Origin of the sequence: Nostoc sp. (assembly GCF_036919575.1) — a bacterium.
Taxonomy (GTDB): Bacteria; Cyanobacteriota; Cyanobacteriia; order Cyanobacteriales; family Nostocaceae; genus Nostoc.
This window is the reverse complement of sequence record NZ_JBALBY010000082.1, coordinates 23,227-38,854: the sequence shown is the minus strand read 5'-3', so window position 1 is coordinate 38,854 and position 15,628 is coordinate 23,227. Positions and strand designations below refer to the sequence as shown.

Below are 15,628 nucleotides of genomic sequence, written 5' to 3'. Positions count from 1 at the left end.
GTTATCTCGGTCAAGGTTGACTAGGATTGACCTGACATTAGTTAGTAGATGCTAATAAGTTCGCTGTTACAATCTCCTTCAAACTCACTGAAGACAGAAGTTCTTCCCATTGTTTGCGGAGGGTGGGATTGTTAGGTTGGGCGGTATATACTGTTGCAAGTGTTGCCACACAGTCATACCAAACACCGTTTTTACCCAAAGCAGTAGCCCGCTTCAGCGCATCTTGCTCTTGCATTGCTGTTGCTAACTCAGGTCCCGGCTGGATACGCTTAACCCAACCATCGACGTAAGGCGTACTTGGGCTGAGTTCTCCATCTACTTTGAGTGCTAGGAACCATTGATAGTTTTTGCCAACTGCCAAAGCGGGTGCATTGGCTGGTAAATTGATCGCGATTACCCCAGCTTTCCCCGCAACTGGGATTTTCATCTGATGTTGCATATTGCCAGCTTCATCCTTGAGGCTGAACACGGCTTCTTGGGCATTGGAAGCCGGGAGATACACCAGAATTGTGGGACGTTCAGACACGGTTGTGCCGTAGAAGTTTTGGGGCAAGAGGGCGATTAGTGCTGCTGGTTCTGTTGTACTTACAGTCGATGGATTCAAGTAGTAAGTACCCACGCGAGAAGCTCCCCCACTTGCTTGTTGAGGCGTACCCTTCCCGCCAGCAGGTGTAAAGAGGTCGCCGCGAGAAGCTCCCCCACTTGCTTGTTGAGGCGTACCCTTCCCAGCAGCAGGTGTAAAGAGGTCGCCGCGAGAAGCTCCCCCACTTGCTTGTCTGGGCGTACCCTTCCCGGCAGTAGGCGTAAACATACTACCGCGAGAAGCTCCTCCTGTTGCTTGTCTGGGCGTACCTTTCCCAGCAGTAGGCGTAAACATACTACCGCGAGAAGCTCCTCCCGTTGCTCGTCTGGGCGCACCTTTTCCGGCAGCAGGCGTAAAGATACTACCGCGAGAAGCTCCTCCCGTTGCTTGACTAGGAGAGCCACCGTTGCTGGGTGGAGTAAATGTAACAGCATCGGCACTCCAGGCACTACTAGCGATCAGAGCGATGACGCCAAATGTAGTAGCTAAATATCGACGTTTCATGATGTCTGACCTAATCTAATTGAAATCTGATACAAAAGAAGTTTCCTTTGACTCTGGCCAGAAGCTCAGAGAATAAGTCCAAGAAACAGTCAAATTAACGTGAGTTCGACAAGTCTTATTTGACCTCTCAAGAGCAGCCCCTCTCCGACGCACAGAGGGGAGCAAAAAGCTTAATTTTTCGTTGCTCCTCCCTTTCCGTTTCGGAGAGGGAGGCTGTCCGGGAGAGGTTCATCGAACTCACGTTCAAATTAAGGAACTTATATTAGTATTATAGGCGGTATTTAGCGACACAATTGTAAAAAAACAGCATAATTTATTTGCAAACAATACTGTGTTTTTACGTATCTAAGTCCAGTTGCCGATCAAAACAAAGCCAGACCAAAAGAACGGATCGTGAAAATCATTTTGGCGAATTAGGCTAATTTGTGCTTGTCTTAGTGCTTCAGCTTTAGTGATTTTGGGTTTTCGCAGTTGGTCATAGAAGCGAGTCATGAGGATCGCGGCTGCCTGATCTTTGACAGGCCATAGGGTAGCGATAGTTGAGCGAGCGCCGGATTTGACAGCCAAGCCCGCCAGTCCAAGGACGGCGCGATCGTCTCCTGCGGCTGTATCGCAGGCACTTAGTACCAGCAACTCGATGGCTTTCGATGGATCGCTACCCCGATTTTTCAGGAGTTCAGATAACTCCTTAACGTTCATTTGTCCATCCCAAGTGAGCAAGAAGGTATCTTCGAGCCGAGAACTAAACTGTCCGTGGGTTGCGAGGTGGACAATACTAGCGCTACTGGATTTCACCCGTTCAGCAAGGGCTTGACTAGTGAATTCCTGGTTCAGCAACACAGAGGAAGACACCGCCTTGGAGATTTGTTTGATTTCTGATTCCACTGCGGGCAAAGCACTAAAGCCAGCACGAGCTTGGCTAATGCCACCGACGATCGCACTGAGATGATTTTGATTAAGCGATCGCGTCGCCATCAGTTGCAATCCTGGTGAGAGCGCCACAGCATATTTCTCGATCAGATATTGCTTACCGTCATACAAAGCTGCCATCGGAATATTCCGCAATCGACCATCCAAAACAAACACCAATGTCTTGCTATCAATAAATGCTTGCTCTGCTTCGGCTGGACGAATCAACCAATCATAAATCTGTTGGGAGAAGCGATCGCGGTCTTTGGAATCGGAGACAGGGTTAAGAGCAACCAAAAAGTTGTCTAAAGTCTGCTCAATTTCAGCTTGAGATTTGTGAGTAACATAAGAACGGAGTGGTTGCCCTGCTTTCGAGAGGATTATTGTTAAACGATCTGGTAAGATGATCGGGTAAATGACGGTTGCAGTGGGATCAACTTGATCAATCTGTTGAGTTCTATCTAAACAGGCTTCCCGAAAAAAGTTATCGAGTTCGGCAATTTGCAGCGCCTCAATCAATTCACGAGCTTGCATCAGTTCTGCTTGACTCGGTTGATTTTCTAGAAGTAAATCAACCAGTTCCCGGTAGACAGGCTCCACACTGCTGCGAAAAGAGAACTGGATATCAGGGTTGATAGCCACCAAATCCCCCCGCAGTGCTTTTAAGGCATTGACTGCTTCTGTATACGTAGTAATTGCTTTGGAGCGATCGCCTTGTTGCTTATACAACTGTCCCACCTGCCAAGCAGATTGAGCAATGATATCGTTAGCTTGGAGTTTACGGGCAATATCGAGAGATTTCTGAGCTAATTCCTGTGCTTCAGATATTTGCTGTGTACGTCGATAGAGTTTTGCCCACTGATATAGTGCATAAGCTTCTGATTGAGCATCTTCAATCTGCTGTGCAGACTTGACTGTGACTGCCATCAGTTGCGCCAAATCTTTGAGCGGTACGATTTGGACAGGATTTGACTGGCGATTCAGGGTGAGGATACCAACAAAATTGATCGCTGCGTAGAGAGAGATGTGACTGGGGGGCAGTTCCCGAAGTTGTTGGAGTAGTTGGGGTGCAAGTGGGGTAGCCAACTCAGGTTTGTCGTAATCGAGGAAAAGTTTAAACTGAGCTAAACGCGCTTGCAACTGATCGCCTGGGTTGGTGGCTAAGAGTTGAGCCTGTTCAAAGTAATCAAATGCCGCATTTGGATCTTGCAAGTCAACGGCAGTTTGGCCCAAGCTGATCAGGATAGAACTTAATTGGGGTTTGGCTGCAATTTTGTTAGCGATCGCTAAACTTTGCTCTAAAAGCCGTTGACTGTTGCCAGAGTCGCCAATCATTTCCAAGGCTAAAGCAAGCGATCGCAGTCCACTAACTTTGATTTCATTATCCGGCATCCCTTGGAGTTTTTGAGTCAGCACCTCCAACTGTTGTTTAGAACGGCGGTAAAATCCTAAAGTTTGTAAAGCTTGTGCCTGGTTGATTTGACTACCCAAGCTACCCATTTTGTCGCCGGCTTGTTCATAAAACTTTTCAGCTTGCTGCCAACTTTCGATGGCGGTTTCAGCTTTGCCAGTGTGCAGTTGTAAATTTGCTTGGGTATTGAGTGCTTGTGCCCAAAGAATTGCATCAGCAGAGGGTTTAACTGTTTGCAACAGTTTGAGACTTTGCTCAATAGACTGTTGGCCTGCTTGCCATTGATTAAGTTCCTGTTGTGCCAGTGAAAGGTAACTTAAGCTGAGAGCTTCGTTAAGGCGATCGCCTTGGGTATGATACTGTTGTACTGCCGTTTGCCAAATCGTCACTGCTTCTGCAAAGCGCCCTGATTGGTAGAGGTTCCGTCCCTGTTCTAGCCCCTTGGTTGGTTGGGAAGAAGAGATAACTGGGGTTATTACTGGTGGAGATGCTTCTACAGGTGTAATGATAAATGCTAAACACAAACTTAAAATACTGAGGCTGACATATAGCCAATGAGTTTGTTTAATTCGGAAAGCCATAAATAATAACCAAGATTTTATTTTGAACACTCACAGTAAAAGTATTTGAGATATCAACAGAGTTATATTGCCCAATTCATAATGGGATCTATCACGTCGCGGGCGATCGCGTAAAATTAAAATGCAAAGCAACAATTGCAGGATATGCAAGCGCTGCTCTAGCAGTATTGCGATCGCTTTGGAGAGCGCGATCGTTAGCCCAAAAAATTAACTTCTGTTAACCCCAGCACAGGTTAATGGTTGTTACACCTCAGTAGGAGATTTATTAGACATCTGGTAGAAATTAAATATGCGTTACCCAGAATCCTTGTAGAGACGTAGCACTGCTACGTCTCTACATTCTTTTTCACTCCTATGTCTATTGAAAGCGGCGGGAAACTCAATTCCCTTGAGTGGGTGGAGTTTTTTATCTGCAACTAACTCAATTTTTCCTTGGGTGTTACGATGCCAGGAAGTAGCTTGGACAAGAACCTCTGGAGATTCAGGTATTTGGGCTTGTACCTTCTGTGTTTTGCGATATGCAGAGATGTCGCGGATCGTAGTGAAGCTGTGGGTGTCGGACAATTTAAGAATTCGGAATCTATTATATCCCCTACTTTTCCAGATTTGAAACTGACTGCTAATCAGATTTTTAATGGTGCTTTGTAGAGCCTTTTTCTATTTAAACTCCCGATAACTTCTAATAGCTGCTAATTACAGCAGAATTCAAGTTGGTGAGGTACACAACGATTCGTCCCAAAGCCAGGTATAAACCCTGTTTTACTTCTGAATTCTGGATTCTGAATTCTGAATTCTGCTGTATTTTGATTCCAGCCAACGGGTGTTACCAACACGACTATTTCGGGAATCCTAAGATTATCAGTTAAAAGGGAGTATTTATGCCATGAGAGCGATGTCTAACGACAAGCCCAACTCTACCAGAGGCTGCGCCAACGGGTTCGGGGGGTCACAAGACGCTCGTTGCGCTAAAGCGTCTCCCCTTGGGAGAAGACTCGCTAACGCTGCGCTAACGACGCGAAGCGTCTACGCTTTTCTATCTACATTCACAATCGGGTTTTTGAGTTACGGGATGGTGTTACCAGCGATACTCCTTTGGAGTCGCTACGCGATCGCACAGGTGACATCTGATGGTACTACAAATACCATTGTCAACCCAAATGGTAATAATTTCACAATTCTTAACGGTATTCAAAAAGGTAATAATTTATTTCATAGCTTCAATAATTTCTCTGTACCCACTGGTGCTTGGGCCACCTTCAATTTAATTAACACGCCAAATATTACAACCATATTTAGTCGGGTTACAGGTGGAAACGTTTCCAATATTGATGGGTTAATTAGCACGCTTAATAGTAGTAACCCGGTAAGTTTGTTTTTGATGAATCCTGCGGGGATTGTGTTTGGGGCAAATGCCCGCTTGAATATTGGCGGGTCATTTTTGGCAACGACGGCGAATAGTATTAACTTTGCCGATGGGACGGAATTTAGCGCGATTAATCCTGGTGCTACACCGTTGTTGACGATAACTGCGCCGATCGGCTTACAATTTGGGCAAAACTCAGGGGGGATTACATTACAAGGGAGTGGACATCGACTGATCGCCGGACTTTTTACCCCCGTAGATCGCAGCAATAATCCCATCGGGTTACAAGTTGGGGTAGGTAATACACTGGCGCTTCTAGGCGGTGCGGTTAACTTGTCCGGTGGCATTGCAGCCGTTAATGGTGGCGGGCATTTGGAAATAGGCAGTGTCAGCGATGGGCAAGTCAGACTCAATGCCACTCTTACGGGGTGGGTCGGGGACTACTCAGAGGTGCGGCAATTCAACGATATCCAGATCGCGCGGCAATCTCTGCTAGATGCCAGTGGCAGCAGAGACTCCATCCAATTACAAGGACGGAATATCAACTTCACCGAGGGTTCTGTTGCCTTGATCCAAAACTTTGGTGCCGAACCGTCTGGGGGGATTACAGTCAATGCCACCCAGTCGCTTAACCTCATGGGGAATACACCCGATGGTAGGCTGGGGAGCCTCATCGAAATCGAGAACTTAGGAACGAGTCAGACGGGTGATATTACCATCTCTGCCGCGCAGCTATCCCTCCAAAATGGAGGAGGAATCCGTACTCGGACGTTTACTCAAACACTTGGTGGCAATATAACAGTCAATGTTGCAGGGTTGATCGATATCGATGGCTTTGCCCCCGCCAACCCAGCCAATGCGTCCTCGATTGCAACATTCACATCTAACTCCGCCAACGCAGGCAACCTTACGGTCTCAACCGGCAACCTGAGAATTCTGAATGGTGGCGGTTTGTTCTCTATAACCGGAGGCTCTGGACAGGCTGGAACGTTACGAATTAATGCACAAGACTTAATCGAAATCGCTGGACTAAACCCCATTACATTGTCACCAAGTCAGTTGCTTTCAGCGACTGTCAGATCTGGAAATGCCAATAACGTGTTTGTCAATACGTCCAGATTAGTGATTCGAGACGGTGGATTCCTAGGGTCTGACACCGTTGGCACGGGTTCAGCAGCTAGCGTGACGATTAATGCTTCAAAGTCCGTAGATATCCAGGGTAGAAGTGCCGGATCGATCGTACCTAGCCGCATCATTTCAACCGCCGAAATTGTCGATCCAGCCACTCAAGCTGCCTTTAGACTGCCTGCCATTCCCAGCGGTAACGCTGGTTTCCTAACCATTAACACACCGTCGTTACGCATCACAGATGGGGCATATATCAGCGTCAAAAATGATGGTCCAGGCAACGCCGGAGATTTGCAAGTTAACGCCAACTCTATTTTCCTTGACAACCAAGGCGCTATCACCGCATCAACCGCCTCTGGAAACGGAGGTAATGTCAGATTAAACTTACTTTCTTCTCTGCTGATGCGTCACAATAGCCTGATTTCCGCCACTGCTGCGGGCAACGGCAATGGTGGTAACTTGTCAATTAACGCACCGGTGATTGTCGGTTTAGAAAACAGCGATATCATTGCCAATGCAGTCCTTGGTCAGGGCGGTAACATCAACATTACCACTCAAAGCATCTTTGGGCTGAAATACCGCGATCGCCTCACAAGAGAAAGCGACATCACCGCCAGTTCCGAATTTGGCATTAACGGTACAGTTGATATTAATAATATTGGTATCGATCCAAATTCCGGCTTAGTCGAACTACCAGCAAATGTCACCGACCCATCGCAGCAAATTGCTACAGGCTGCGCGGGTAGTCAAGGCAGCAGTTTTGTAGCGACGGGGCGGGGTGGAATACCGCAAAATCCCCTTCAACAAGTGACGAGCGAGCGCACTTGGGCTGATATCCGCGACATCTCTGCATACCGAAAAATCGGCGAAGTCACAGCCCAAATACCTGAATCTCCAGAGGTTCTTGTCCAAGCTACTTCCTGGCATCGCAATGCCCAAGGCAAAATCGAGTTAGTTGCAGATAAACCTTCTACTCAGGTGCAACAACCATTAACCTGTGCTGCTGTTCCCAAAATTTAACTTTCATTCGGCGCTTTTTTGTCCCCGGCTACAAGAGAAGCCGCAAGTTTTGTGGCAATGAGTCTTTATCCCCTATACATTACTGTACTTCCGTTAGCGTAGCGGTAGCGAGTCCGTGAGCGTCCTTCCGACTTCAGACGAACGACTTCTTTAATGATGTTATTAATCATCCCCTAAAAGGGAACTCTAACTTGAAATCAGCTAAAGGAAGTTTTTCGTGATGAGAGCGATGTCTACGACGGGCTACGCCTACGTTTTTCTATCTATACTCACAACCGGGTTCTTAAGTTCCGCTCTGGTACTACCAGCGATCGCTCAGGTGACATCCGATGGTACAAATAACACCATTGTCAACCAAACTGGTAATAATTTCACAATTCTTAACGGAATTGAAAAAGGTAATAATTTATTTCATAGCTTCAGTAATTTATCTGTACCTACGGGCGGTTATGCTCGCTTTGATTTAATTAACACGCCAAATATTACAACTATATTTAGCCGGGTGACAGGTGGAAATGTTTCTAATATTGATGGGTTAATTAGCACGCTTAATAGCAGTAATCCGGTGAGTTTGTTTTTGATGAATCCTGCGGGGATTGTGTTTGGTAAAAATGCCCGTTTGGATATTGGCGGCTCCTTTGTGGGAACAACGGCGAGTAGTATTAAATTTGCCGATGGAGTCGAATTTAGTGCCGTCAATCCGACTGCGACACCCTTATTGACAATAAGTGTGCCGATCGGACTGCAAATGGGACAAACACCAGGAATGATTACTGTCCAAAATACCGGACACCGATTGATTGAGGCAAATGCCCCGCTTCAGATGGGAACAACTCCCAACGGATTGGGCGTTGCTCCTGGCAAAAACCTAGCACTCGTGGGGGGAGATATTGTTTTAGATGGTGGTATTCTGACCGCCCCATCGGGTCATCTAGAACTCGGTAGCGCCAGAGCCGGAACCGTTAATCTCAGCACGGCATCCCCTGACTGGAATTTTGACTACGGCACTCTCCAGCAGTACGGCGATATTCGGTTTTCGCGTCAAGCCCTTGCTGACGCTAGTGGTGCTACTGGGGGTTCGATTCACCTCCAAGGCAGAAATATTAACGTGAATGATGGTTCTGTGGTGTTGTTAACTAACCAGGGGAATCAAATTTCTGGGGATATTAAGGTCAATGCTAGTGAGTCCTTCTCCATGCAAGGGGTGGGCACCTATGGATTTGCCCAAAGCCTTGTGGTAACTAATGCGATCGCAGGTGCGGGTGGCAATTTGGTAATTACTGCACCACAAGTGCTACTCGAAGATGGCGGAAAAATTACTACCCGTACTTATGGATCTGGAATGGGAGGAAATATCTCAGTCGCGGCAGATGCCATTCAATTGACTGGGTTTTCATCGCTGCAACCTACCGCAACTCGTAGCGAGATCGTTTCAGAAGCTAGGAATACTGGACAAGGCGGTAATATTCAAGTGACGACACGACAATTAAGAACGAAAACGGGCGGTTCGGTTGCCGCTGGCAGTCAGGGAACTGGTGCAACGGGTAATGTGATTGTCAATGCCACTGAATTCATTGAAATGACTGGAGAAAATCCCTTCAATTTCCAGGCTGGCTTGCTCGGAACCGTCAGTTTAAACCGGGGAGATGCTGGGCAAGTCACCGTAAATACGCCTAGGCTAACTGTACTGGATGCCGCAGTCGTTGGAGCCACCACCCTGGGCAAGGGCAATGCTGGGATTTTGCGAGTCAATGTTTCCGAGCAAATTATCGTCAGTGGCATGAGTGCCGCTTCGGGTAAGTATAGCGAGATTAGTGCCAGTGCGCCGGTGCTACCTTTAGCTTTTCAGCAAGCGGTCGGGCTATCGGCTATGCCTACTGGCAATTCAGGCGATCTGATCATTAATACCCCACGCTTACAGATTACGGATGGAGGGCTGGTGCGGGTCAATAACCAAGGTTTTGGTAATGCCGGAAACCTCTACATCAATGCGGACAGGATCGACCTCGATCGCTCTGGAAAAATTTCGGCAACCACGAACTCTGGAAGAGGGGGCGGAATTAATCTGCAATCAAATGTCTTAATCTTGCGCCACGGTAGTAATATTATTGCCACTGCTGGAGGTACAGGCAATGGAGGCAACATCACCATCAATTCGCCCATCATTGTTGGATTAGAAAACAGCGATATCGTAGCCAATGCTTTCCAAGGTAAAGGCGGTAACATCAACATTACCACCCAAGGCTTATTTGGACTCAAATACCGCGATCGCCTCACAAGAGAAAACGACATCACCGCTAGTTCCGAATTTGGTATTAACGGTACAGTTGATATTAACAATTTTGGAGTTGACCCCAATTCCGGTTTAGTAGAATTACCAGCAAATGTAACAGACCCATCGCAGCAAATTACTACAGGCTGTGCGGGCAGTGAAGGCAGCCGCTTTGTGGCAACGGGACGGGGTGGTATTCCTGAGAACCCAACGCAGCAGGTGACGAGCAATCGCACTTGGGCTGATATCCGCGATATCTCTGCATACCGAAAAATCGCCGAAGTCACAGCCCAAATGCCTGAATTCCCAGAGGTTCTTGTCCAAGCTACTTCTTGGCATCGCAACGCCCAAGGCAAAATCGAGTTAGTTGCAGATAAACCTTCTACTCAGGTGCAGCAACCATTAACCTGTGCTGCTGTTCCCAAAATTTAACAAAGTATGTTCAGTTTAATTCCCCTGCCTAACGACGGCAGAAAGTATGTAAGTCTTGTTCTGTCTTACAAAGTTGCTCAAGAGGGGAGACCCCAAGACCGCAATGCAGCGCTGTCTTGAGAAATCGCTCCACTTGGGGCTTTGCCCAAGACCGCGTTTCTCGCTAAATCCCCGTTGCAAAACTGTACTTCCGACTTCCGACTTCCGACTTCCGACTTCCGACTTCTTTAATCATGTTATTAATCATGCAATTTCGGGAACTCTAACTTGAAATCAGTTAAAGGAAGTTTTTGGTATGAGAGCGATGTCTACGACGGGCTACGCCTACGCTTTTCTATCTACACTCACAATCGGGTTCTTGAGTTCCGCTTTGGTACTACCAGCCATCGCACAGGTGACATCTGATGGTACAACCAACACCACTGTTACCCCAAATGGTAATAATTTCACAATTCTTAACGGAATTGAAAAAGGTAATAATTTATTTCATAGTTTCAATAATTTCTCTGTGCCTACGGGTGGTTCAGCCACCTTCAATTTAATTAATACCCCAAATATCGCTACCATCTTTAGTCGGGTGACAGGTGGAAATGTTTCCAATATTGATGGGTTAATTAGCAAGCTTAATAGTAGTAATCCGGTGAGTTTGTTTTTAATGAATCCTGCGGGGATTGTGTTTGGGGCAAATGCCCGCTTGAATATTGGCGGTTCCTTCGTGGGAACGACGGCGAATAGTATTAAGTTTGCTGATGGAGTCGAATTTAGTGCAGTAAATTCAGCAACACCACCATTATTAACCATCAGCGTACCCGTGGGGTTGCAATTTGGTCAAGCAACGGGAAATATTCAGGTGCAAGGCACGGGTAATGATGGCATTGTTCCCACCAACAAATTGGGGATAGTAGCAAGTCCGGGACAGACACTTGCCCTTGTCGGTGGTGATGTCAATTTTGACGGTGGCGTGATTACTGCTCCTATTGGACGGATTGAAATCGGTGCAGTGAATAGTGGTACAGTCAGCCTGACCCCCATTACCACGGGTTGGCAACTAGAATACACCCAAGTCGCAGAACTAGGAGACATTAACTTTAAAAACCGTTCCTCCCTGTGGAATCCCAACCCCATCGGCAATGCTACCGGAGGGATTCAAGTTGTGGGACGCGATATTACCCTGAATCAATCTCAAATTGCTGGTGCAACTACGGGTAGTGGACAGGGGGGAAATATTACTGTGAATGCAGCGCGATCGCTCTTTTTAGGTGGAGTAAATGCCAATGCTCAAGCTCCCAGCGCTTGGATTGTCAATCAGGTGGCGCAGAAAGCGACGGGGAACGGCGGAGCAGTGAATATTCAAGCAGGGCAGTTGACTTTGGAGGATGGCGCAGCGATTGAAACCCTGAGCCTGGGTGCAGGGGCAGCAGGTAAGGTGGAAGTACGAGCAGATACTATTACCGCCAGTGGTACTATTCCTCTGAAATCTCCCTTAGCACCGACTGGGAGTAGCAGTAGCCGTATTAGCAGTGAAACTTATGCATCAGGAGCCGGGGGAGATATCACTGTAGGGGCGCGGCAAGTGACTCTTAAGGAAAGTGGTGGAATTTTAACAACTGTCTTTCCTGGGGCTACTGGGCGTGGGGGCAATATCTCCGTCAATGTCGCAGAAGATATTACCGCGATCGCAGCACATCCCCTCAGTTTCAGTGCTAGTGGAATTGGTGCTTACACATCATGGATTGGCAATGGCGGCAATATTGATGTCTCCACAGGGACATTGCACCTTTTAGATGGAGGGGAAATTTTCGCCGCTTCTGTTCGGATCGCCGGAACACCTGGGACGGGTGTCGGCAATGCGGGTGATATAACGGTAGTGGCACGGCAAGCTATAGACATGGTGGGTGCATACCCAATCTCACCAACCCTAATTAGCGGTATCGGTAGCTTTACTACAGGCTCCGGGAATGGGGGTAATATATCTGTGACTACACCAAAGTTGACATTACAAGCTGGAGCCATCTTGTCAACAAGTACTTTGCCAGTGTTTGGCATATTTGGTGACGTTAAACAGTCCAATAATTTAGGAAATGCTGGCAACGTCACCGTGAATGTGGCAGATCGCCTCAGCATCACTGGCATAAATCAGTTCACAAAAGCTCCGACTGTTCTGGGAAGCAACACATTAGGCAATGGTAGATCTGGGGATGTGACAATTCAAACTAATCACTTGGTCGTCCAAGATGGTGCATCAATCAGTACAATCACCCAAGCCACAGGCAATGCAGGCGCATTAACTATCCAGGCAAATGACATTTTAGTAGAAGGGAAGAATATCTTGAATTCTGCGATCGCAGCTAGCGCACCCATTACAGATAAGACTACGAGGCAATTTTATGGTTTACCGGATGCTCCTACGGGTAATGCGGGTAGGTTGAGCATCACAACAAACCGCCTCACACTGCGCGATAATGGACGCGTGAACCTGAAAAACTCTGGGACAGGTAATGCTGGACAGTTAAGTATCCAAGCAGATCAAGTTTCTTTGGATAATGGTCAGATTCTGGCAACCACCGCCTCTGGTCAAGGTGGTGATATCAATTTGGATGTCGCAAACGTCCTCTTGCTGCGTCATAGTAGTACGATCACCGCAGAAGCAGGTGGCAGTGGCGACGGTGGCAACATCACCATTAAGGCTCCCCTGATCGTCGGGTTAGAAAATAGCGATATTATTGCCAATGCTTTTGAGGGCAAGGGTGGCAACATTCAAATTACCACTCAGGGTATCTTTGGTCTAAAATATCGGACTCAACTTACTTCTGAAAACGATATTACTGCCAGTTCGCAATTTGGCGTTAACGGTAATGTCCAAATTACTAACCCTGATGTCAATCCCAATTCTGGTTTAGTCGAACTACCAGCAAATGTCACCGACCCATCGCAGCAAATAGCTACAGGCTGCGCGGGCAGTGAAGGCAGCCGTTTTGTGGCAACGGGACGGGGTGGAATACCGCAAAATCCCCTTCAACAAGTGACGAGCGATGTCTACGACGGGCTACGCCTACGCACTTGGTCTGATATCCGCGACATCTCTGCATACCGTAAAACACAGAAGGTACAAGCCCAAATACCTGAATCCCCAGAGGTTCTTGTCCAAGCTACTTCCTGGCATCGCAACGCCCAAGGCAAAATTGAGTTAGTTGCAGATAAACCTTCTACTCAGGTGCAGCAACCATTAACCTGTGCTGCTCTTGGCAAAATTTAATAGTGAAGTACACAACGATTCGTCCCAAAGCCAGATATAAACCCTGTTTTACTTCTGAATTCTGGATTCTGAATTCTGAATTCTGCTATAGATATTCAGCGAGTTTCTAATTTAGAAACTCGCTGCTCTAATTTATTGACTTGTTGCTTCAATTCAATCACCAAAGTTGCCAACCGATCAAACATCGGATCTTGCTGTGATAAGTTTCCTCTGGAACCAGTTGACTGTCGTGGGGTAAGTCTTGTTCTTCGGGATGGAGACTGGCGACTTTGACCCAGTTGAGACTCTATCTGGTTTAACCGCGACTCGACACGATTAAAGTCCGCTTCTAGGTTGTTGATGCGGGACTCCACTTGCTGCGATGAAGCAGTGTTTGCAAATAACCCGCCCCAGATAATTATTGCTAAAATCCCAGCAAGTATTAGCACTTGGATTTTTTTCATAAGAGTCTCTTTAGACAAGATATATTAGTATGGCTAGAGAGTATAAGTCGGGAGCATCTCAATGAGTGTAAAAAGCCTTGTAAAACCTCACCCCAACCCTCTCCTTGGTAAGGAGAGGGTTGGGGTGAGGTTTATCGTCTGGTATTTTTGCTTTCACTGAGATGCTCCCGTATAAGTCTGTAGACACTTCACTTATTTATCCTGTTCTAAGTTAGAAAATAGCTTCTGCCAATCGATAGAGTCAACAGTATTATCTCCCTGTTTTACTTCAAAGGTGACATTACTAGCGATCGCTACTTTTAGGGCTTGCACGCAAAGTTCTGCCACATCTTCACGGCTGATTTTGCCCTTAATATTGTCCCCTTGCTCGAATATTAATTCCTTACTTCCTGCTTCCTCCGTTAAAGCACAAGGTCTAATAATCGTATAAGGAATTCCGCTTTCTCTTAAACTATCTTCTCCCTTTAATTTCCAAGTTAAAATTCCTCCCAATTGGTCATTTAATTTCACTGCTGGCGGTTCTTCATCTAAATTAATGCCGGGACGTCCGGGACGAGTCACACCTGCTGAACTGACGAGGATAAATTGTGGTAAAGTTGTCCCGCCGTAAGCTTTAATTGATTCCAACTCCAAAGTAAAACCACCGGCAGAAAATTTGGGATTTAAAGCACCATCATATTCAAATTTGCTCAACATCAGTTGGAATGAACAAATTCTATTCTGCTCAATTGGCGGCGCATCTTTGACAATTTTTGCCCGAAAGACGGGAATCAAATCTGCAAAAGGAATGTGAACATCTATCCAGGTATTAGCTACGGTATCGAAAGAATAGCTGTAGCCAATGCCATCCCATTTTGGATCTGTCCGTAGGAAGATTTTATAACGCTGGCCGTCACCTTTGACGCGCAATTTCACACCTTCATAATCAGATAAGTTAAATGGTGGATCAAAATTCTTGGTTCTGATCGAAGCAAATCCGCCAGAGTTAGCGGTGGAGACATTACCAGCAAACAAAGCTGTATTTTCCCCTAATTGGATGTTACTGGCACTCACGCCACCCATGACGACATCATCCAGCGCTCCCCAGTTATCTTTTAATTCTGCTGATGGTTTCGTGAAATCAAATATTAGTTTTTCGTTTGCTTGGGGTAAATATTTTGCGGCCGCTTGGACTAAGTTTTTGACACCTTGATACTCTACATTTTCTGGGGTGTCGCCAACAATTTCTGGCTGGTAAAATTTAACACCTTGATAATATTTGGCTCTATCTGCTGTGTCTCCCTCAACTGGTTGCACACGCACTGCTGTGCAACAAACTACAGCTTGGATATCAGCCATAACTAAAGGAGTTAAAGTTTCTGGTTGAGTGATATCCGCAACCACCAAGTCTATATCATTACCAAGAATTGACCGCGCTTTCTCAATGTCTCGAACTAGTGCGCGAACTTTATAACCCCGTTCGAGCGATCGCCTGACCACTCGTTTACCTACACCACCGGTTGCACCTGCTATTAATATTACACCCACATTTCTTCCTCCATTGGGTCTATCTTGATTATCATTAGGACGACCTTGGATTAACTGCTGTACCCAGTTAAGGAAAGGAATTACCTCAAAGTAAGTCAGGGTTTCGATAAACCTGCCTAAATCCCATTGAGAACGATTTTTGTCACTCACATTTGCGTCCTCATAACTTTCTTAAGTCTAGCTCAATGTCTGTTTCTCG

At 46.5% G+C, this 15,628-nt stretch carries 8 protein-coding genes; 3 read left to right on the top strand and 5 right to left on the bottom strand.

Annotated features, from left to right (window positions below; translation table 11 throughout):
• Positions 1–37: 37 nt before the first annotated feature.
• The 3 genes from V7K27_RS21235 to V7K27_RS21225 form a co-directional block, all read right to left on the bottom strand.
• Positions 38–1,087, bottom strand: a complete 1,050-nt coding sequence (locus tag V7K27_RS21235; protein WP_334950058.1) for a DUF928 domain-containing protein — start codon at positions 1,085–1,087, stop codon at positions 38–40.
• Positions 1,088–1,432: 345 nt separating this feature from the next.
• Positions 1,433–3,988: a CHAT domain-containing protein gene (locus V7K27_RS21230; RefSeq protein WP_334950057.1), complete on the bottom strand. Its 2,556-nt coding sequence runs from the start codon at positions 3,986–3,988 to the stop codon at positions 1,433–1,435.
• A gap of 294 nt (positions 3,989–4,282) precedes the next feature.
• Positions 4,283–4,552 carry a hypothetical protein gene (locus V7K27_RS21225; protein ID WP_334950056.1) on the bottom strand — a complete coding sequence of 90 codons (270 nt, stop codon included), beginning with the start codon at positions 4,550–4,552 and terminating at the stop codon, positions 4,283–4,285.
• Positions 4,553–5,057: 505 nt separating this feature from the next.
• Between V7K27_RS21225 and V7K27_RS21220 the strand changes: the two genes are divergently transcribed.
• The 3 genes from V7K27_RS21220 to V7K27_RS21210 all read left to right on the top strand — a co-directional run bounded on the left by V7K27_RS21220 (position 5,058) and on the right by V7K27_RS21210 (position 13,459).
• A complete protein-coding gene (locus V7K27_RS21220; protein WP_442947633.1) occupies positions 5,058–7,499 on the top strand; it encodes a two-partner secretion domain-containing protein in 2,442 nt (813 codons plus the stop codon).
• 220 nt (positions 7,500–7,719) lie between these two features.
• The gene (locus V7K27_RS21215) at positions 7,720–10,203 is read left to right on the top strand and encodes an S-layer family protein (protein ID WP_334950054.1); all 2,484 of its coding nucleotides are present in this window, start codon (positions 7,720–7,722) and stop codon (positions 10,201–10,203) included.
• A 304-nt stretch (positions 10,204–10,507) separates the two neighbouring features.
• The gene (locus V7K27_RS21210) at positions 10,508–13,459 is read left to right on the top strand and encodes a two-partner secretion domain-containing protein (protein ID WP_442947632.1); all 2,952 of its coding nucleotides are present in this window, start codon (positions 10,508–10,510) and stop codon (positions 13,457–13,459) included.
• 95 nt (positions 13,460–13,554) lie between these two features.
• Here V7K27_RS21210 and V7K27_RS21205 read toward each other — a convergent pair whose 3' ends face one another.
• Positions 13,555–13,902 (bottom strand): hypothetical protein, encoded by a 348-nt coding sequence (locus V7K27_RS21205; protein ID WP_334950052.1) that lies wholly within the window; start codon positions 13,900–13,902, stop codon positions 13,555–13,557.
• Between the two features lie 192 nt (positions 13,903–14,094).
• Positions 14,095–15,579 (bottom strand): CIA30 family protein, encoded by a 1,485-nt coding sequence (locus V7K27_RS21200; RefSeq protein ID WP_334950051.1) that lies wholly within the window; start codon positions 15,577–15,579, stop codon positions 14,095–14,097.
• Positions 15,580–15,628 lie beyond the last annotated feature (49 nt).